The 21,977-nt window shown below is 35.7% G+C and carries 15 protein-coding genes; 6 read left to right on the forward strand and 9 right to left on the reverse strand.

The annotated features are described in order from the left end of the window. Positions 1-695: 695 nt before the first annotated feature. From ACN6MX_RS13985 to ACN6MX_RS14000, 4 genes are read right to left on the reverse strand one after another with little or no spacing between them, the layout of a single operon-like run. Positions 696-1,454, reverse strand: a complete 759-nt coding sequence (locus tag ACN6MX_RS13985) for a DUF6339 family protein (RefSeq protein ID WP_419959477.1) — start codon at positions 1,452-1,454, stop codon at positions 696-698. 3 nt (positions 1,455-1,457) lie between these two features. Then, complete coding sequence (locus ACN6MX_RS13990) at positions 1,458-2,303, reverse strand: hypothetical protein (protein ID WP_419959478.1); 846 nt, start codon at positions 2,301-2,303, stop codon at positions 1,458-1,460. Then, a complete protein-coding gene (locus ACN6MX_RS13995) occupies positions 2,293-4,179 on the reverse strand; it encodes a hypothetical protein (RefSeq protein ID WP_419959479.1) in 1,887 nt (628 codons plus the stop codon). The genes ACN6MX_RS13990 and ACN6MX_RS13995 overlap by 11 nt, the downstream gene beginning before the upstream one ends. Before the next feature lie 34 nt (positions 4,180-4,213). Next, a complete protein-coding gene (locus tag ACN6MX_RS14000; RefSeq protein ID WP_419959480.1) occupies positions 4,214-4,444 on the reverse strand; it encodes a hypothetical protein in 231 nt (76 codons plus the stop codon). 634 nt (positions 4,445-5,078) lie between these two features. Here ACN6MX_RS14000 and ACN6MX_RS14005 point away from each other — a divergent pair. Both ACN6MX_RS14005 and ACN6MX_RS14010 read left to right on the forward strand, forming a co-directional pair. Next, a complete protein-coding gene (locus ACN6MX_RS14005) occupies positions 5,079-5,891 on the forward strand; it encodes a bacteriochlorophyll 4-vinyl reductase (protein WP_419959481.1) in 813 nt (270 codons plus the stop codon). A gap of 64 nt (positions 5,892-5,955) precedes the next feature. Continuing rightward, positions 5,956-7,497 carry a hypothetical protein gene (locus ACN6MX_RS14010; RefSeq protein WP_419959482.1) on the forward strand — a complete coding sequence of 514 codons (1,542 nt, stop codon included), beginning with the start codon at positions 5,956-5,958 and terminating at the stop codon, positions 7,495-7,497. Between the two features lie 388 nt (positions 7,498-7,885). On the opposite strand, the gene ACN6MX_RS14015 is transcribed toward ACN6MX_RS14010, so the two are convergent. From ACN6MX_RS14015 to ACN6MX_RS14035, 5 genes are all read right to left on the reverse strand, one after another. Continuing rightward, positions 7,886-9,532: a Sau3AI family type II restriction endonuclease gene (locus tag ACN6MX_RS14015; RefSeq protein ID WP_419959483.1), complete on the reverse strand. Its 1,647-nt coding sequence runs from the start codon at positions 9,530-9,532 to the stop codon at positions 7,886-7,888. A gap of 434 nt (positions 9,533-9,966) precedes the next feature. Continuing rightward, positions 9,967-11,382: a 3'-5' exonuclease gene (locus ACN6MX_RS14020; RefSeq protein WP_419959484.1), complete on the reverse strand. Its 1,416-nt coding sequence runs from the start codon at positions 11,380-11,382 to the stop codon at positions 9,967-9,969. Between the two features lie 12 nt (positions 11,383-11,394). Then, a complete protein-coding gene (locus ACN6MX_RS14025; protein ID WP_419959485.1) occupies positions 11,395-11,571 on the reverse strand; it encodes a hypothetical protein in 177 nt (58 codons plus the stop codon). Continuing rightward, positions 11,564-14,227, reverse strand: coding sequence for a hypothetical protein (locus ACN6MX_RS14030; protein ID WP_419959486.1), 2,664 nt, complete (start codon positions 14,225-14,227; stop codon positions 11,564-11,566). Before ACN6MX_RS14030 ends, ACN6MX_RS14025 begins: the two co-directional genes overlap by 8 nt. A 3-nt stretch (positions 14,228-14,230) precedes the next feature. Then, positions 14,231-17,263 (reverse strand): UvrD-helicase domain-containing protein, encoded by a 3,033-nt coding sequence (locus tag ACN6MX_RS14035; RefSeq protein WP_419959487.1) that lies wholly within the window; start codon positions 17,261-17,263, stop codon positions 14,231-14,233. A 475-nt stretch (positions 17,264-17,738) separates the two neighbouring features. Here ACN6MX_RS14035 and ACN6MX_RS14040 point away from each other — a divergent pair, with 475 nt between their 5' ends. From ACN6MX_RS14040 to ACN6MX_RS14055, 4 genes are all read left to right on the forward strand, one after another. Beyond that, positions 17,739-18,836, forward strand: a complete 1,098-nt coding sequence (locus ACN6MX_RS14040) for an HNH endonuclease (protein ID WP_419959488.1) — start codon at positions 17,739-17,741, stop codon at positions 18,834-18,836. A 560-nt stretch (positions 18,837-19,396) separates the two neighbouring features. Beyond that, positions 19,397-20,647, forward strand: a complete 1,251-nt coding sequence (gene dcm, locus ACN6MX_RS14045) for a DNA (cytosine-5-)-methyltransferase (RefSeq protein ID WP_419959489.1) — start codon at positions 19,397-19,399, stop codon at positions 20,645-20,647. Between the two features lie 27 nt (positions 20,648-20,674). After that, entirely contained in the window at positions 20,675-21,058 is a 384-nt protein-coding gene (locus ACN6MX_RS14050; RefSeq protein WP_419959490.1) for a hypothetical protein, read from the forward strand. 217 nt (positions 21,059-21,275) lie between these two features. After that, positions 21,276-21,800 carry a JAB domain-containing protein gene (locus tag ACN6MX_RS14055; RefSeq protein ID WP_419959491.1) on the forward strand — a complete coding sequence of 175 codons (525 nt, stop codon included), beginning with the start codon at positions 21,276-21,278 and terminating at the stop codon, positions 21,798-21,800. The last annotated feature ends 177 nt before the right edge of the window (positions 21,801-21,977 follow it).

Below are 21,977 nucleotides of genomic sequence, written 5' to 3' on the forward strand. Positions count from 1 at the left end.
TGAACTGCATTAGTACTTTACACCTTCATATATTGTAACATTTACTAGTCTAATTTGTGTGTAAACTTTTTAATATATAGTTCAAAAATCCCTTTAACTCCTAAAGGAGATTTAAAAAATGAACAACGGCTCATAATAGATGTTATGGGTCGTTGCTTTCTAGCAAATCTTCTAACATCAGCTAAAATAAATTTAGTTCCCTGTGTCAGAAACAACCAAGAAATTCATAACATTCATGTTTGTTTGAATTAACGTAAATGTTTCCAACGCAGGGACACGATTTTTATGGAATATTAGGTATAGAAAACGGAAGATACATATTCTAAAAAAAACAACCTTTCAACACTCCATCCGTTGCTTCCAGCTAGGTTGCATCTAACGGTTGGACAGATTGGAAAGATAAAAGTGGAAGAACATTAGATGAATTGAAGAGAAAGCAGCTGTAATGGCTGTTTTCAGACTGAATTTTTCCTTAATTAGATAATTTTAAAATACAGTACCTTAAATATAAAAAGAGGTTGGGACAAAAGGATTTTAGTCAGTGAAAAACCCGAACTATTTTACGAAACTCTAATTTAGAGTTTCGTAAAATAGTTCGGGTTTTCTGTTTATATTGCTTTGTAAATGCTTTGTAAATTTAAAAACTATCCGACTTTCATAATGGACAAATTAGTTTTGTCCCAGCCTTCTCCTATTTATACGGCAACAAGCTGTAACTCAAATACCTTACGAATTCGAGACTCAATCATCGCTGCTACCTCATCTTCATCTAGCATATCTAAAATCATTGCGCCGCCAACAATGTTCAAATATCGACCCGCCTCTACAAAGTGAGCACGCTTCATCTCAATACCTTCATCATTCAACTTCTTTAAGGCTCGCAGAACGCCTTTTGTAATCGTACGATTCCCCGTAAAATTACTTGAGAAGAAGTAAACACTACGCCCTGAAAACTCTCGTGCACAGAAAAATTCTGTTAGCCAGTATGGATTCTTAGGATTTCTCTCATCATAAGTCATGTGGCCAACCCACCATAGACGAGCCAGCACATGCACAAATAGAGAGCGCTTCGCACCATTTACAAAAAATAGTGCCGATTTCAGTCGTATCTCATTTTTCTTATCTAAATCATTCCTTAAACGGAAGTTGAAGTAATCATTCATCTGTAGATGAGCAAGTCCTACCCACAAACGCTCCTGAGTAGCCTGTGCAACTGTCAAATGCTTGAGCGCCTCGTACATCGCCTTTACATTATGAAAATCACTTACCGAAAAGTCAGGATTGAAGCTAAATTCCGGATGTACATACTCAATTTGTGAATCGAGTACGACACCTTCCTGCGCAAAGTAAGATTTAAACCAACCCTCATTTCCCGAAAAATAATGCCGCTTGTATGTATCATGCTGGGCAAGTAAATCCTGTAAAGCATTCTCTGTTACATATTGAATCTTCATGCGTTAGTCCTCCTGTGCTAAAAATTTCTCTATCTCTTTAAACGAAGCAACTAGTGGATTTCTTAGCACCAATTGTGCTGCTTCTATGACTGGCATTTGATCATTTAATAAACGCTCAAATGGTATATGATTATTTTCAAAAATTTGCTCAAGCACCTGATACCAACGATTGTCCTCATAGGCACTTGGCTCGGCCTTAATAGTGTGGAATACATCGATTAAAGCCGGTAAAATAATCATGGATAAAATCGTATTCTTTAATCGACTGCCCCCATATTCGGCATATTGCTTATACAATTTCTCAGGCAGTAGAACTAAAATTTGATTTGCGCCTAATTCAATACCGACATATTCACAATTGCCAGAACGTCGAATGGTTACGATAGAAGATAAATTTTGCTCTTCTGCAGCTTCCTCATGCAGTACAATTTCCGCGGCATATCCGAATGCAAGAGTATTCCCCTTATCATAGGTAATTGGAACTCCCGTATAGAAGCTATTCCAGTCCGCATTCGTATAATTAACAATTCGATCATTCGCAATGATAAACGCATGGACGTCCATTTTTCCGCGTAGCTGTTGCTCCTCAATTTTTATCATTAATGTTTGCTGATTACTTTTGAACAACGAACGGTAGCTTGTTTGCGGACATTCAATATGTAAGGCAAAGACGGCTTTGCTCTGATCTATTAAATCCTGTAGACCTGCGTTATTAAGTAGAAATTCAGCCTCTATCACAAGCTGACCAAATGATTTTTTAGGTACTAGTTGTACATCAAAAGACGAATTATCATAACTGTCATTTCCCTTTGATAGTACTGGATAAGGTAGGGTAGGATTAAATTTCATATAGATTCACCTCTATTGCGCAGTAATCATCATAGCCAATTTGGACCTCTAGATTAATATTTTTTTTACCCACCTTATTTGTGAATCGAACGATATTTTCAACGATGGATATATCCTCGATTTGAGCTGATGAAACCGAAGTAATCGGTAATTTTACTTCACTTTGCTCACCGTAAACAAGGAACTCCAGCTTGCCTCGTGCAAACTTCTTATCTGGAGTAACATTCACACGATAAACACCTTTTGATTTATTCGTACATAGGTAACGCATCGTTGTTTCAATAGGCTTATTTTTTTCCTTTTTTTCCTTCTGATTTCCACCACTGCCGCCACCCTGACCTTGGCCATGACCGCCGCCTCCACCATGATTGCCACCGTTGTTTGAACCATCACCTTCGCCGTCCTCGTCACCAATCCCTGTATTGATTAGCAATCCTTTGATATCATCCTTCTTATTCGTGCTTACCCTTGCTTTAACCCTTTCCTTTGGTTTTTGCTTTACCTCCTTGATTTTGGTTGTAAGGGACTCTTTTTGCTCCTGTCCTTGTCCTATTGCAACTTCATCTGGTAGAAAATCACTCAAGCCAATAGCATCCATCGTATCCGTTGTCTCTGTTTGGAAATTCTCATGTACCGTATCACGAACAAATTTGAATAAATCCTTCATCGCCTTTTCAGCGGCCTTTGGATCATCTTCATAACGATTTGTTTCCCATTTTGTATGCGCCGGATTTTCAAGATCCTTGAATAACTGGTTCATTTTTTTTCCAGTAATCATCAGAATCCCCGTAAACGAAATGCTTCCGCTAATACGGCCGCGCTCGAACAAACGCATACCCGTTTTACGTGTCATAAGTACACGACGGTTTAAATCGTTACCCGTTGTTAAAAACAGTGTCGCTTCCCCTGCCTCGAATTTACCAATTGTTTTGTACTCTCGCTCAGGCGACGGCACAACCACCGTATCTTGTGAAACTAGTAGGTGATAGTAAGACTTCAATGCACAGAAATCCTCCGTATCCTCAAGTTCCATAATAAGTTCACCTAAATTTTCATGGTTAACCTCAACGTCCTCAATGCGCACAACAAGTTTTTGCTGATGAATCGTAATAAAGAAATTCAATAATATTGAGTGTAATAAACGATTTTCCCAAGGCTCATTCGTATTGAAAGCTGAAATATATATATCAGTTCCTGACTCTGTTCGTTCAAAGTTCGGATCTAAGCCTAGTAATCCTGAAATAGCCCGTGAGTTTTCATCTCCAGTAAAATACCCGACACCTGTTGTAATTTTGAAATCCTTTTCAAAGGACATAATATTCGCCACACCAATATGAGATGAAATACCATGAATATCTAAAGAGTCATAGAATAATGTACGCAATTTCGAATTAGCTGCTGGAGCTGATTTGCCAATCCCAAAGCTTCCCCCTGAGCTATCGCCCTTATTTGAAGAGCCTGCCTCACGAATAAGGGAGCTCCATGGTGTCCCTAGCTCAATCTTATTAGCACCCTCTAAACCCTTTGTATTAAAATCACTAATTCGTAGGAAGGAAATCGTTGGCTGCGATAAAATATCTTTTGCCTGCTCAATGAACTTTTCACATTTCTCGTTATGGCCTTTCCAGGTAGCATCACAATTATCAAAAACTTTTAGGAATTCTTGATGATTAGGGAAATCTGTTGTCTGCAGTTGAAAGCTTCTGAACTCTACAATGACTGGTTTTGTTTCGTCATGTTGTGCATCTACCGAGTTTTGTGGCACCTCTCGTCCAACAGAATTCAATTCATCCCCACGGAACGTTTCGATTCCTGCGTTATTAATAGAGTTCACTTGTCCACCAGCAACCGCTGGAAAATTCCAATATCCTACCATATTTGTGCCTCCTCATTTTTAAATCGCTTTTTTGTTATTTGAATTTAAAACTAGAATCCTTTTCTCTATGACCCTCGCTAAATTTAGTGCGCAAGATTTTCAACTCTTCGTCTAGTTTCGACAAAATTTGTTTCGCATGTTCATCTGTATAATCATAGTTATTACGATTCGATAGATTCCCAATTAGTCGCATTTTCTTTAAGGTTTCTGTTACTCGCTTCTCTGCAAGTTCTTCAAACTTCTCACGCTTTTTGTTTTCAGCCATTGTATACATCCACCCCTATTACTCTCAATATATATACATTACTATATATTCTAAATATAATAAATGCAATATATAAATTCAATTTTAGTTCTAATATTTACAAATAAATACTACATAACTGTTATTTAGTTAATTATATAGTTTTGTTGTAAGTAAAAACCAGGCACATACAGTACCTGGTTAGAGTTAAAACGTTTTATTATTCCAGTTAGCAATCTTTCAATAATAATTTCATCGAAATGTTACATCAAATAACATTCAAAGTAGATGCAGTTTTTCATTTAATATGTATTTGATAAAATAGTCTCCTGACACTACTACTCCCTCATTAATGCTTTTCATGAGCGAATCATTGAAGTACTACTAAAGTTTTCAGAAGCATTTAAAAAGGCACTGACAAGGGTACAACGGAAGAGGTTGTTACAATTATTAGTTCATCAAATTACGATTACTGATTACCGAAAAATCGAAAGCATTCAGCTATAACTAAATAATGATGTTCTTCAAGAATTTAAATTAGGAGCAGGAGACTTGTCTACGGATGAGTCTTCTGTTTTGATTGCTATATGAATACTTTGAATAGTAAAATTTGGTATAATGACATAAATATATTATCTTTTAAGGGGTATTTGAAATGGCTATTGAAAATGGTTCAGGTTCATTTGAAATTATAATGAGTAATGCATTAAAGTTACCAGGTATAAAAGTTGATAGAAGAGAATTCCTAGCTAAAAGCTTTTCAAATCATGTACCATATGAAACGCTAGGTAAAATTGTAGAAAAAGGACCTATTGAAGCTGGAGTTGATATAGCGACTATTAATAAAGTTGCAAAAAGATTAGTTAGTAATAGAACCTTAACTAGCTCAGGAGCCTCTTTTGTAGCAGGAATTCCAGGTGGAGTAGCAATGGCAGCAACTATACCAGCAGATACTTTACAATTTTTTGGTGTAGCACTGAGATTAGCTCAAGAAATTGGCTATTTATATGGTTATGAAGACTTTTGGGATGATGAAGGAATAAATACTGATCGAGTTAATGGTGATTTGGTATTGTTTTTAGGAGTAATGTTTGGAGTTGGTGGAAGTGTAGCAGCTATGAAGGTACTATCTTCAAAGTTGTCTCAGCAAGCGTTGAAAAAAATCCCCAATAAAGCATTATCTAAAACTTTGTATTATCCAATAATAAAGAAAATTGCTGCGTTTATAGGTGTAAAATTGACAAAAGATACTTTCGCTAAAGGGGTGTCTAAAGTTATTCCAGTGGTGGGAGGAATAGTTTCGGGAGGGTTAACTTTTGCTTCAATGAGCAAGATGGGAAATAGATTAACAACTTCTTTGCAACAAACAATAAACTTTCATGAGAAAGATTACAAAAAGAATTATGAGGAATTGAAGAGAGAGCATCCAGATATTATCGATGTTGATTTTGAAGATCTTTCAGAGTAGTAGCCTATATGACTACTTTTTGTGCGACGGACAGCATGAGTTGTAGGCAAGAAAGAAGTGTAATATGAAATTTTATGGGAGTTTTATTGGGGCAAGTACAAAGGATTTGAAAGATCAAACAGTATACAGGGGTGAAATTGTGAATAAAAACGTCAAAATATACTTTACTGATTTTTTCGAAATAAACTCAGAATTATTAGAGGATTATGGAGCTTTTGATGTGTCATTAGTGAACGATTTACCGCTATTCATAGATCCATTTTTGCTATTTAATAGCAAGAAAAATGAGTACCAAGAATTACATCAAGATATCTTGAAATATCTCATGTTCCTTAAGAAAAAGTCTGAGACAGCTAAAATTACAAAGGGTCAATTAAAGTCTTGGTATATGTTCCCGGAAATTAAACAGAATTGGCTTGGGTTTAGCAAACGAGGCAATGGGGGAAGTGGACTGGGTAATGACTTTGCAATTGCACTTCATAGTAATTTAAATAGTTTATTTAACAACTTTGGTGATGAAGTGTCCAAAAGCAGTCACTTAGAGAAATTATGTATTATCAAAAGTGATGTAGGAAAAGATAATATTAGTGATTTCACCACGAGATTAATTCACGACTATCTCTTAAGATTCACACAGCAATTTGCATTAACTCATTTGGACAAAAAATTTGTTAAAGAGATACGAGTGAGTAATGTTCGTTTTAACTATTTAACTTCTTCTTGGGAATCAGATATATTTTCATTACCATTCTATAACAACGATTACGTTCTATTAACACCAATTGATATGTTAACGCGAGATGATACATGGATAAATAAAGCTGATGTTTTTAGAAACTATCATCAAGTGGTAGAGTCTATTGATAACGATAACTTAAGGTCTTTAATTGATAATTATTTTAAAGAGCATATTGATAAAAAGACTAAGCAGGAAGAACGTAACGAAGTAATTTCAAAAATCATCATGGAGTTTCCGCTCTTTATCGACTATTTTATTAAGTTTAAAGAGGACCACGGAGATCAAGCTGAAAAGAGCAGTTTAGAAAAAGTTAAAGATTCAGAAGCAGTTTACTTAGAATCATTCAAAAAACTAAGTCAGTTACTTCAAGATAATACAGATTTTTATAAGAAAACAGAAGACACCTATAATGAATCTCATAAACGATTAATGTTCTTAAAACAGGTTATAGAACACAACGATGGTTACAAAATCTTTTATTATAAAGGCAAGCAGATGACAAAAGAGGATGATATTCAAATTTTGTATCGGCTTACTTGGTTTGCATCAATAGTAGATGTAAATAGAGAAGTAAACAATGGAAGAGGACCAGTAGATTTCAAAATTTCTGATGGTGGCAAGGACTCAACAATAATTGAATTTAAGTTGGCTAGTAATTCTAAGCTAAGAAAGAACTTGGAGAAACAGGTCGAAGTATATATGCAGGCTAATCAAACGAGTAAGCATTTTAAGGCTATAGTATTCTTTACTCAACAAGAAGAAGATAAAGTTAGAAAAATCTTAAATGAGTTAAATTTACATGATTCTCCTAATATTGTCCTAATTGATGCAAGGAATGATAATAAACCTTCTGCTTCAAATGCATAAGAAATATATACAATCAATTTGGGCTCGCGTTGGTTTAAAGGCTTTATTCTAAGGCAAGAAATACTGGTAGAAGATATTCTTCATTCCAATTAAAGACAAAAAGACAGACTTCGTTTTTCAAAAGTTTGTCTTTTTGTATTCCATAAAATTATAAAACCAGCTTAAGCAACCTATAAAGGGACGATTGATTAAGCTATAAAACCTCACTTAGATACAGTAAGGTAAACCGTACCAAAAGTAAATGAGCTTTCTTGGGGTTAAGTAGCAATACCTAAAATAATATAGAATGCTTTAAAAATAATTCTTGGGTACTTTTTACCATAAAAGTCGATAGATTAAAGGTAGATAAAAAAGCTTTTTTATTATTTTATTAGATTAAGGCATTATTCTACAACAAATCTTTAATTTGTTCATAAATATATTCTTTACTTAACCACCAAGCTTGTTTTGTCATATAATCATCTGTAAAATTTTCTTTTTCACTCTCTGGTCGATTTATCCATTTTGCTGGGTGAGGTAATTTCCTAGAATTATTCATTAATTTCTTTTTAGGAATCCCTTTAATTACTACGTCTTTATAGTATTTTAATCTGTATTGAGCAACTTGGGCATCGGGACGAAGATGTAAAATATCTTCAAGAGATGGTTTAATGAAATTATTATTTATTCTGATTTCATTACTTTCATTTTTGGTAAAAGTTAGTTCAACACCGTTTTTTAGTTTTTCTACCTCCGTTTTCCAAACTCTTTTTACTGGCCCATCTATATCAGGAATTGGCATATTCCAAAATTTAGCGCCTACAAAAATAATATTCTCAGGGTTTGTTTCATATGCATCTTTTTTCTGTTTATTAAAATCGTTAAAGACTAGTAATAGAAATTTTTTTCTTTCTAAGAAATCATAAACTCTTGATTCCTCCCAAGATTCGCTAACTAGTTCAATAAATGAAGGAATTCCCATAAATTTAAAATGTTCTTTTGGTTGCCACATCCTTAAAGTAACTGTTTTTAAACTAATTTCTGCTTTTTCGATTTCTTCTGATGTTACTTCATCTGTAGTGGTTGGCAAATTAAGAATTCCACGGATTATCATGTTATTAATATTTTTTTGTGACTGACTTTTACCTACTTCGATACTCAGCTTTTGAATCAATTCACTTTGTTTCATACCGTAATAGGGAGTAAAGCGGGAGACAATAATTTCCTCAAGAGTTTTCTTTTCTAGCTCGCTAACATCTTTCACAATACTATTAATTGCTTCAGTATGGTCTTGTCCAATAATATGATTATTTATGAGTTCATTAATGAATTTTGCTTTAAATGAATAGGCTCTAGGTTTTGCGGGAACATCTGTATGCTTCTGTTTTGTAAAATCATCCCCAGTTGTTGACTTTGTACATGCTCCTAGATAATTTGTAAGCCCCTCTGATAATTGTTCAGCTTTACTAGAGTTAATATATTCGGATATTTTTTCCCAGTCTTGCTTGATGATTTCTAAATCTTTCTCAGATATTTCTATTACAGTATCTTTAGGCAAGCCAAAATCTTTTAACTCTATCATTGAAAGTAGATTCGCATATAATATTCGAAATTTTGTCTTATCTTCAATCATTTCTCCGCTAGAAATTTTTTTCTTATGCGAGACATCACGTCTGTAATATTGAATTAATTCAATTAGCTTATTCTTATGCCAAAAGGAGCTTTGTTCAAATGATTTACCATATTCATTTTGGTAATTAATTTTATTTAAAACAAGTCTCTCACCAGCAATAAATTTTGTGACTTTTCTCTTTTTAACATTTTTTGTTTGTTCATCTATGGGGGTAACCTTTAACTCTACACCAGCTTCTGGAAAATCTGGTTCGGCGTAATTATCTGCAGGATGATCAAACCAGATTTGCTCTATTACATTGCCTGGATAAGATTTATTTTTCACATTCATAGTGCTCTTTACATCGATTTCTCCAAGCGTCTTTCCAACCGCTTCTAATGCTCTTTTATGTACTTTCTCCTTAGTATTATAGTCACAACTCAAATCACTCCACTCCTCCAATACATTATTTATTAGCTAATATCTAAAAAAGCAGTACTGCTAATGGAAAAAATCGCCTTTAAGACTTCTATATCCGCGGATTTTTCACCCTTTAAGTAACTACCTAATGAAAAATCTCTTAATAGCATTGTTCCTAATTATAGATAAAAATGTAAAAACGTTGAAGAAAATATTATCGTTAAAACTAGATTCAAAAGAACAAATTGAAATGATTCATTTGTAACGAATACTCACTAATAAGACTGATAATGTAAAAGCAATAAGATAAAATATAAATTCATTAGTAATTACAATCGAAAAAGTTAAAATTTTCCTTTTTAAATCTCATCTTCTTTTATATTTGGTACAGGGCCTATAATTGCAGCTATTATTGCATAGATTGCATTTAGAATACTCCAAGCATCTGCAATTGTTAATTATTGCACTTCAAATGTATATAAATCTTTATCTAGTTCCTCAATATAACGCGATGGCGTACCTTTGTACGTTAAATATACGTTTTCTTTTGCACGGGTCATTGATACATATAGAAGGCGTCGGTTGATGTCGATTGTAGAGGTGATATCATCTTCTAATCGATTTTGTAACGATGGGAAGCGATTGTTTAGACCGGAAATGATTACATAATCAAATTCTAGTCCCTTCGCACCGTGCATCGTTAATAGCTTTACGCCCGGTGTTAAGGCGCTGCCGTATTGGTCGCGAATAATCTCGCTTTGGATGTCACTATAGTATAAGCTGTTTCGCCAGCCGTCTAAACGATGGTTTTCAAAAAGTAATACCCCGATTGTCGACTCCCAGCCATCAGCCTGAGCTTCAGCTTGGATATCCTTTATGAGCTTCGCAACTAATTGCGTTTCATACTTGTACGACTCCGCACTCAGCACCCCTGGCAGTAACCCTGACTCCTCTGCATCATATTCCTGTTCGATGTCCTCAGAATTTAACGTCGAGTCATGCTTCAATAGCGAATTGGCTAAGTCCATAATTTCCTTCGTACTACGGAATGCGCCACTTAACTTTTTCGTGCGACTACCTTGAACTTTAATGCCTACACTTAGCCAAGTGAAGTCGGTTTTATAAATTTTTTGCCCTAAATCCGCAGCAACGACTAATCCTTTACGCGCTACTTTGCGTAACGATATTAATTGAATTTGCGATAAGTCCTGTGCCTCATCGATAAATATGTAGTCGTATTCGAATTGCTTATTTACTTGATCGATATAGTCATTTACGACGTTTGCGTAATCCTGCCACATATATAATGAGTTCACATTTAAGTACGAGTTCCACGCCTCTAAAATCGTGTATATGACTTTACGATCACTCGCTTGAAGAGCCGTCCCTCGACCAGTACGTTGAATGCCTTTATACTCGTCGAAAGTTTTAATGCCCTTATCTTTAATCCAAGCAATCTCTTCTTCTACAAACGCTTGATATTTTTTATCCGTATAGAAGCGGTGTGTACCAGATAATTGATTTAAAAATGTACTAAATGTGTTCTTATTAACAGGCTCTTTATACTTCCTTAATTTATGAAGCACTTTCACCGTCCACTTATGATAGGTGTACACATCGACATTTAGCTTTTCAAGGTCCATTTGCAACTCTTCTTCAAGATCGTTTTTCAGCGACTCTTTAATATACTTTTGCAGCGTATTATTGAATGTAACAAACAAAATAGAAGCAGATGGGTCTTCTTCAACGATGTTTTGTAGCTTCGTTAGTAATACAGTTGTCTTTCCGCTGCCAGGAATACCCTTTACTAAAACATGTTCTCCCTTCGCGTTCACAGCATCCATTTGGGTTGGCGTTAATATATATTTAACCATGTTTTACATCCTCTACAATTCTTTTAGTTGGTTCTTTATCGATTGTTTTTTACTACTTTCGTTTCGATTGCGCTGTCCTCTCGTTCGTCGAATTGGTGAGGTAGAAGTAGTAATTTCATTCACTGTAAGAACTTTCCTAGCTGTAGCATTACTTAGCAGCTTTAGTTTCGTTAAAAGGTTCTCATTCATCTTTTACATACTCACTCTCCCTGCATCGATTTTGAAACGGACAGTATTTACAATGGGCCCCTGGGTTTGCAAAGCTTTTACCGTTTCTATCAAGCTGACCAAACAATGCAATCCACTTTAAGTTATCTGAAAAGGAAACATCGTCTACTTCCACAGACTTCGCAAAGTAGTCCCACTTTTCCCCATTAATTGCGAGAATTGAACGCTTCGTTTCATCCCAATGTGGGAACCAATCGGAGAAGATTTCGCGAATTTCCTCCTTCGATAATAAAATGCCATAACGCTTAGACAAAGAATTAAGCTGTGCAGTATACTTTTCAAAAAGGAATCGATGGTGGAACTCCGTATCAAAGCTTGGTGATTGTTGCAATAAATAACTTAATGCCATTCGTTTATTACACACCGTCTTCGTCTCCTCCAGGAGTGCCGATTGCTTCCGTTTGTTGAAGCTGATTGTTTTCGGCGTATAGCCAACCTGCAGTTTGTTAAAGGCTGTTTCGTTATCTTTCGCTTCAGCGCTTGCCATTTTAATTTTCAGCAAGTCTAAGTAGAAGGAACGCTTCAGCTTCTTTTCTACCCCGACGTTCGCAACGATTGAAAACTTCAAGTTCACCGCATTCGCCATAATTAAATAAAGTAAATACTTCGTAATAGCTGCATCGTATTTTTTACGATTTTGCACAAGCTCTAGCAGTGAGCCATTGTATAGCTCGTCCATCGAATCGTCGTTAAATGGCCAAGTGACTAAGTTTTGCGATAACGGCAATGCTTTATTATCTAAAAAAGCAAGATGGACCGATTGGTTTTCCGCAAAGGGTAAAAAGTCACCGTCTTGAAGTGATACAATTTTGCTGTCCATCAAGCTTTCACCGAATAGCGAGTTGTCCGTATTTTCAAGCTCTTCGCTTAGGAAGAAGCGCAACCCTTGGATTAAGTCTTGGCGATCGAAATGTTCAAAATCACTGGCACGCATTTCAACAAGCTTTTCAAGCAGCTGTTCTGCTACTTCAATTTCATCCTTCCGTTCGATATGCACCACGATATTTTCCTCTAAATGCTCTAGCAAACGCTCTACATACATTTTGACATCAATTGTTTTGTCCGTAAAAATAATATTGTATAGTTCTCGAACCGCCGCTAACGCTTCTAAAATTAAATCTAAGCATTCCACTGGCACATCAAAGTACGATAATAGACGATTTTTATAAACGTAAATTTCATTGTCTGCTGTTACTGTTATATCGTCCGGTGTTAATGCCGCTTCAATGCGCTCCTTATCCACGCGAATCTTCTCAATTTCTTCAATCCATTTCTCAAAGGTTGGTTTGCGAATTAGTCGCTCCTCCAGCTTTTTTAAATCCTTTACCAGTAAGTGTGTAGAAGCTCCCGCTACCTTTATAAAGCCCGAAGCAAAAATGCGCACCAGGCTATCGACACTTAACTCTTCGCGGTCGTTAAATTGTTTCTCTCCTTCATGAAAGGTCGTAATGTTTAACGCGTGCATATCGATTAAAAATTGCCCGATTGGATAATCCTTTAGCGTAAGGGGCTTCATTGAACCGATGCCCTCTACTTGAGAACGAATTTCACGTGCTCGAGGCGAAATAAGAAAATCATGAATCTCCTTGTCGATATGCAGCTCGTTTTCGATATATTCCTTGAACTGATACATATGATTAAATTCATAATACTTATCCGTCATATCCGTTATGTCTAAGCTGAAATCCCCCTCGCACGCATGTAGGAACTTTTGGGCAATTTTATTTATATAAGCGGGCGTTTTACTTACAGATTCGAATACATACTTATCCTTTTCTAAAAACACGTCCACGGCTTCAAAAACATTTGGATAACTTTCCTGGTAATTAATCAGTTGCACAATGTCATAGCCTGCCTGATCCAGAGCATCGATGATTTGTTTCTGAATCGGCGTTATGAAGTAAAATCCGTGAAGGACGATTTTTTTGTTTGATAATAGACGCTCCGTTGCTGTACGAATGAAACCCTTTAGTTCCTTCTCATCATATTCTCGGGTGAGCGGCTTTAAATTCGTCATTTGACGTTCAAGGTCATTGTCATTGTTGTACACATCAAATAAAATATTCGCAATCATGTCGGTAAACTTTGCTTCAGTAATTTGATCGTTCTTAAGTTCCTCTATCCATTGTCGATATACTGTAAAGGATTCATCCTGTTCTAGGGCTTGCCACATACTTAACGCCAGCTCTTCCTCTACGGAAATATTCGACCTTAGTTTGTTTCGAACTTTGTCACTCGTTTCGTTTGCCTCAGTGAACATACGCAGAGATCGTAGTAATACTTGTTTATTTTTGGACAGCGCATTGAAAACCTTTTCATCTTGGATAATGTTTGCTTCTGCTAGTTTACGCAGCTGTTGTGAAATGACCGAAAACTGCTTTAATTGGGTTTTTGAGCTATACCAATACCAGTTCTCATCGCCAATTTTATTTAAAATTTGGCCAAAGGTTAAGACGGGGCTCTTTAACCATTCGTTTTCTTGAGATAAATGCTCATAAATACCTTTACGCAAGGACGTGGTCGACGTAATATGTAGCGCATCGTTCCACTTTGAAAATACAGAATGGTCTTCATATAGCTGTTCGACAGTCCCATAGGTCAAAACTTTTATTGACATTGGTTAGCGTCCTCCCTTGATTAGGTGATGCCATGTGTTTGGCTTTTGTACACGATAAGGAGAAACAGGTTTTTGCATATCAAATATTGCGAGGCATTCCTTCGCACGAGTTAATGCTACATATAAATTACGCGTTTCTTCCATAAGAAGCTGTGGCTGTTCATCGCCCATCATTTTGTCGAAGTTTTCCGTTACGTTTTCAAAACCTTTCTCCGTTTTAAAATGCCAAGCATAGTTGATGTCGCTTTCGTCTACTTCTACGAGAATTTCGCTATTTCTCACGTACGGTAACACGAATTTTTCGTGGACATACGGCAAAACCACCGTATCGAACTCAAGACCTTTCGATTTGTGAACCGTCATAACTTTAATGTAATCCTTCGAGAAGTCTGCCTGGGTTAATTCCGCCTCATCGTCACGGTTATTCGTAGCGATTTCAATGCTTATCCATTTGTATATAGTGTACAAGTCCGTATTTTCATTGTTCAAAGCATTGTTCATTAACGTCATTATTTTATGAAGGTTTAAAATGTACTGCTTCAGAATTTTATCATTTAAATGATCTTTAACCGGCGTGTTCGATAAAAACTCATTTAACACAATGTTGGCAGGTGCTAGCTTAAGTTGGTCTAGCGCCTTATCCCACGTGTTTGGAATGTCGAAGGTTAGCTCGTCCATTTCAAAATAGCCGTCTTCCTCTTTCAGCTCGGGCAGCTCAACCGGCTTACAAAATGCCGTCTGGGAAAGCTCAAATAACGCAAGCGAATCCTCCGGGTTTAACCATGAATAGAGGAGTGCATTTAAATCCTTTGCAGCAAGGGTTTTAAATAACGTCCCTTCCTTCACGATTTGGATTGGGATATTAAGGTCGTCGCATTGCTTCGTCAGTAGCTCATTAATTGCACTGACTTCTCGATTTTTTCGAACTAATATACTTAAAACGCGATTATCGTCTTCTTTTTCTTTCGGGCGTTGTACCATTTCAGTGTATAGTGCTAAAATCACCTCTGCGCTAATCGGGTCGTCACACTCGATATAGCTGTTTTTCGCAGGACTTTTCGGGCGAGTTGACTTCATGGGCTCATCGTTTGTTAAATGACCAATTTTTCGCCAGTTAGAGAAAATATCCTCGATTTTAATTAATACATCCTTCGCTGTACGATAGTTTTTCACAAGGCTATGCTCTACGACAGAGCGACCGCGACCCGATTCCTTTAGTCGCTTGGAAATAATTTCGAAGGCGGTAACATTCGCGCCACGGAATCGATAAATCCCTTGTTTAATATCCCCTACAACTAATATTGGAATGTTGGCGTTGACGCTTAAGTTGACGATAAATTCGATTTGTAAACTGTCCGTATCTTGAAACTCATCTATAAATAAGTAGCGGAACTTTTTGCTTAAGCTTTCCATTGAGCGGGCGCTATCGATCAAGCGCTTCAAATATCTCGTTAAATCTGATAAACCTAAAACGTCGCGCTCTTGCTTATAGTCATTTAAGCTTTTTTCGACACCCGCAAGCGTGTTCACGATTAACACTTCAAATGGATTCGTCGGAGATACTTTGTCGATAATGTTCTCAGCGAACTCACCCTTTTGCTCAAGCTTGTCCGCAAAGGCAGTAACGAAATCGCGCACTTGGTAATATTCGATTCCTTCTAAAATGCTCGGATTATAAGCGTTTGAAAGATATACATCATTAAAATGCTTTTCGATAAACTCCCGCTTTTTCATAGTCAGTGCTGAAATCGTTACGTTTTGACCAAGACCAATATGGTGACCATAATCGTTAAGCACAAACTTCGCAAAGGCTGGAATCGTCATAATATTCATCTCACGAAGCTCTTCTAAGTAACGCATAAAGCGGTTATCTTTTGTTTTTTCATACATATCCATGAATCGCTCAGACAACTTCTCTAAAATGTTATTTGCTGCTTCGTTCGTAAATGTAATCATTGCAACTTCATATACGTGGTCGATGTATCCCATGTTCAATAAATAAAGAGTACGAGACACGAGCGTATACGTTTTCCCTGAGCCGGCACCAGCCATTACCGCAATGTCAGCAGTTTCTAATTCGTGTTCGATTTTATATTGATGGATGTTAAAGGTTTCGAATTCTTGATCCTTTAATAGCGGCTCTTCCTTTTCGAAGTCCTTCCCATCGTAGATGAATATGTTGCGGTCGTTACTTAGCTTGCAGTAATAATAGGTGATTCCTTTACGCGCGTAGTCCTCTTTTTTCTGCTTAGCTTCAGCTTCTGAAACGTTCCCAATTTCCAATATCGAATGCTTCGCCACATCATTCGTTTCCACAGTCGGAAGCGTTAAAGGAATGCTTTCAACAAATTCATCGAATTCGTCAAAGTTGTCATCGTTTAATGAAGGCACAATATTATTACTACTTTGCAGCGCCTCTACTACAAGGTCAACGTCACTTTCACTATATAGCGTGAACGTTGCCCCTGAAGTCGTCATTAACCGTTTACGCTCTCCCTTTCCTTCTGTACCGAAGAAAAGTAGCTCATAGTTGTTGTTCCCCTTATATTTTCTGTAATGCTGTTGCTTTCGTTCCTTCATGTTTTTACCGCCTGCGAACAACTGCAATCCTAGTCGTTTCCCGCTCTTCTGCAGTAATATGTCCGTCTGAGCCTGTAAATCGAAGCGATATTTAATCTCAACATTGTCGAATTTGCCACTTTCCTTTAATAAAAAGTAAAAATGTAAATCACGAACTAGCGAATTGTACGCTTTACGCACCGCGGTGATTTCGCTAAAGTAATCTGTTTCCTTAATTTTATATCTAAGGGTATAAGCCGCTTCAAACTCCTTCAATGAGGGTAAATCCTGAAGCTCTATTATTAATAAATACAGCTCCTTCAAAAGTAAAGGTCGTCGCTTTTTAAACTTACGATATTCAACCCGCTGGAAGTCCGGTTCAATATATTTGGCTGCTAATTGTTGTTCTATGTATTCAGCTGATTTTAAAAAGGAAAGCACCTTTTGCAATTCAAACTTATTATAAAAATTCGCCATATACTCACTCCTGTTGCATATTAATTGTTTATATCAAATAAATTTTTCAACTCTATGAAAAACCTAATAAAATAGTAGTTTTTATTCATTTAAGTATAGTAGTATCTATCCAAACTGTCTAATTTATTTGGGATTTCCAAAGGATAATATTATCAAAAATACTTATACAAAAATGCCTTTTCTAGCATAAAGCACACTTTTTGCCTTTGAATAAAAAGATAGTAGTATTTATCTCCTTTACAGGTTGAAAGTAAAGAGGAATCCTGTTGTTTTAAAACGTGTTGAATTTGTTTATACACTTCTCCGTTTTCCTGCTTCTTCTGTACTGAATATTACCTTTGCTAAACCGTAAACAATCTATATAGGATATAGGATTTTCATTTTTTGAGTTTTAATACTATGATATTATTTGGTGTTCTATTTTTAATATAGAGTATATTTAATAAGTACCAATTAAATAGATGAGGTGTTAATAATGGTAGAATTTAAAAGCTTACGAAACTCTGATTTAATACCTGGAGAAATATATGAAGCTGGATTAACAGGTGGCTTTTTTGCAGATGAAGTAATTAGTAATATTTTTAAATTTGATAACTTGAGAGGTATTGGTAATCAAGGTGGAATCCGTAGAGCAATGATTGAAAACAATCCTTCTTTTAATAATGAAGAAGCCTTTGTAATTATATTAGATACAAAAGGTGATTCAGACTGGCCAAATAAATTTAATAGTTCAACCAAAATTTTGAACTATTATGGTGATAACAAAGATTGTAAGAAACATTATTTAGATACTAAACAAAAAGGAAATGCAGCTTTTGAAAAATACTTTCATAGGGCTTATAGTAATACCAATGAACATATTGCTCCCTTCTTTTACTTTGAACGTATAAATGGAAAGGATGCACGATTTATAGGAATCGCAGTTCCCTTTGTTGATAGAACACCATTGAATACTGCATTAGAGTTAAGAAAATTCATAAAAAGTGGAGAGGGTGAGTACGAAAATTATGTAGCTAGTTTTACAATTCTTGAGGTTCCTGTTCCACGTAAATGGCTTTACGACTTGAAAGTTGGTAATTTCGAAAGCAAATATATACCAACTGTTTGGCATAATTATTTGCAAACTAGAAAACTACCTCCCAATAATGAAGTTAATGTTATTTTTCCTAACTCAGATATGACTAATCCTCCCAGAAACACAGGGTATCGTATGACAGCATATCGTAAAACTCAAGCGAAATTTCGTAGTCAACTATTAGAACGTGAGTCTGGGTGCCAATTGTGCAATCTATCTTTACCTTCATTATTGGTAGCAAGTCATATTGTTCCTTGGGCTATTGCTGACGAATCTCAAAAAGCAGATCATAATAATGGGTTCCTTCTTTGCGTCTTCCATGATGCTTTATTTGATAAAGGTTATATTAGCTTTAATGAAAATGGTCAAATTCTCATATCAGATGAACTACCGTCCTCTGAGTTTGAACGGTTACATATTAGTGAACAAATGACTATAAATATACTTCCTGAACAAGAAGAATACTTACGTTTTCATCGAGCTACAATTCTAGCTTGATTTTCCTTTTCAGTAATGCAAAAAAACTCGTTTTAGTTGAATCATTATTCTAAACGAGTTCTTTTGTAGATTAATTTTTATTTTTCTTAAACCATAAAATAATATGCAAAAACAAACTCGAGCTATACGTTTCAGACTGTAGACAAATTTAATAATTTGTCTACAGTCTTTTTTCTTTTTCTCTTTCGGTAAGACTATTGGATTTCTTCCACGTCTTGAACACCAACCAAAGATGTGCCTATACTATTTTTACTTTTAATAAATCGGTATAATACTGGTATTCTTCCGCACGTCCGCTTGGCTTAAGTTCTGGAGATTATTTATTAATATAATCTCCTTTTTATGGACTGTATATTTTATATTAACTCGTTGTTTACTGACTAAGGATGTATTTAGTCATAATAAAACTATACGTCAATTTATAATAAACTAAAAACTTTCCACATATTAACATATGTCTGCACGTTTTATGACTATGCATCACTATTATTCAAACTAAAAAGTTGATCTTTTTCCCCCGATGATTTATAATACAAATATGTAGAAAGGATGTTCGTTTTATGAGTAAAAAGCTAAATGTAGTTGAGCTGTTTGCTGGTGTTGGAGGATTTCGTTTGGGATTAGAAGAAGCAGATGCGGATTTCTTTAAAACAGTATGGGCCAATCAATGGGAACCTTCTAAAAAAGTCCAGCATGCTTTCGATTGTTATGCTAGTCATTTTGAAGAAGGTATTAAAAGTAATGAAGATATTACGACAGTACATGATTCTGTTTTTCAGGAACTTAAAATAGATTTGTTGGTTGGCGGGTTTCCTTGCCAAGACTATTCAGTGGCACGTTCTTTATCTGGAGAAAAAGGGCTTGAAGGAAAAAAAGGGGTCTTATTTTGGGAGATAAAACGTGTGCTAGAAAATTCACATCCTAAGTATGTATTATTAGAAAATGTGGATCGCTTATTAAAATCACCATCTAAACAGCGTGGACGTGATTTTGCAGTTATGTTAGCTACGTTCCGTGATTTAAATTATATTGTAGAGTGGCGTGTAGTAAATGCTGCTGAGTATGGTGCTGCACAAAAGCGACGTCGTGTTTTCATTTTCGCTTATAAAAGCACATTGGATTATGCGGAAAAGCAGTCAGATATTGCGATGAGTGATGTTGTGTTTAAAGAAGGTTTCTTTGCAAAAACTTTCCCTGTGACGGATGAGCCTTATCAAAAACGTATTTCTATGGTTGAATTACCAGTTGATATTATAGAAATCTCAGATGAATTTTCTTTTAACTTTTATACAGCAGGTTTAATGGTAAATGGTAAGGTATTTACAGCTCAGACACAAGTATTAAATGAGCAGTATGTACCACTTAAAGAAGTTTTGGTAGATGAAGGAACTGTTGAAGAAAGTTATTATTTGACGGAAGAAGCTAGCGAAAAATTTGCTTATTTACGGGGACCTAAAAAAATTGAACGTACTTCTTCTGAAGGGCATCAGTATATCTTTTCAGAAGGTGGCATGTCTCCAACAGATAATATAAATGGTCCAGGACGTACGATGTTAACAAGCGAAGGATCCGTCAACCGTAGTACGCATATTGTTGAGATTGAAGGTCGAAAGCGTTATTTAACTCCTGTTGAGTGCGAACGATTAAATGGTTTCCCAGATAACTGGACAGCTGGTATGCCGAATCGTATGCGATACTTCTGTATGGGAAATGCCCTTGTAGTTAGTTTAATAAGGGCTATGGGAGAGCAAATCAAGAAAATAGATATAACTGAACAAAAGGAACATACACAGTTAAAATTTCCTCTATGAAATCTATTTGAAGGGGCATTATAATAAATGAAAATGAAGGTTTATGCTCTAAATTTTAATACAGATACATTTAAAATAGAGGCAGATATGGTCGAATTTAATTATACTTCTCTAGACGACCAGTACAACCAACTGGTTAATGTATTAGATGCTACTGGATTGGATGTTATTGACTATAACAATGATATTGCTATCCTGGTTGATGATGTAGGTTTTGAGAAGACCAATAATCCTGTTTATAATTTGATTACTGAAGACGGTCTTACATTTAAATTAGCCGGAAAACTCTTGTTTGTTCGTAATATTTATAATGAAGAGAGTACAGACTTTGGGAGTATCACGTATGAAGATGTATTTCATTTGAGAAGGTTATTAGATATTCAAATAATCGGTGTAGTCAACCAAAAGTAAGAGATTACTTATTAATTGAATAAAGTAAGATGGTGATTGCAAAGATAGTCAAAACGTGAGGTTTCTTGAATATATGAGACAAGCTGAGTAATAGTGGAAATCATAATCGCAATAAAGCAAAAAATAAATATATATTATTACGTTGAATAAGCCCTAACATCCATTAAAGGTGTTAGGGCTTTTACTATTTATTAAAACTAGTTAAGGAGGAAGTCATATGAAAGCATATGAATTAAAACAAACGCAGCAATTAGAACTACTAGAAGTTAGTATCTGCATGGAAAAACCAGAAAAAATAGTAGCAGCAAAACGTGTAAATATTGTACAGGTAAAACTAGTAAGGGAGAAAACTTTGCTATACAAAGACCGTAAAATCCGTTCGCCACGTGACGCATATGAACTCATTCGTGATTTCCTAGGGGATGTTGACCGAGAGCATTTTATCGTTCTTTGTCTTGATACAAAGAATCAACCAACTTGTATACAAGTAGTTCATATAGGGAGTCTTAACGCTAGTATAGTTCACCCAAGAGAGGTGTTGAAACCTGCTCTCCTTAGTAATGCCGCTTCAGTAATAGTAGCGCACAATCATCCTAGCAATGTGTCTGATCCTAGTCCTGAGGATATTGATGTCACTAAACGATTAGTTCAAGCAGGAGAAATAATTGGAATAGAATTATTAGACCATCTCATCGTCTGCACTGATACATTCCGCTCTCTTAAAGAATCGGGCTATTTCTAAAAATAATACACAAATTTACCCCTTCTGAAAGGTGGTGATAATTTTGTTAGAGAAAATAATTGTACCTGTAATAATAGCAGTAGCTTCAGAAGTAATTAAGGAACTATCAAAAAATGATTAGTTGCTACTACGATCTAAAAGGACGTGAACGAATGAATCAACAAAATTGCAGTTGCT

Origin of the sequence: Psychrobacillus sp. BM2, from assembly GCF_048572895.1 — a bacterium.
Classification (GTDB): domain Bacteria; phylum Bacillota; class Bacilli; order Bacillales_A; family Planococcaceae; genus Psychrobacillus.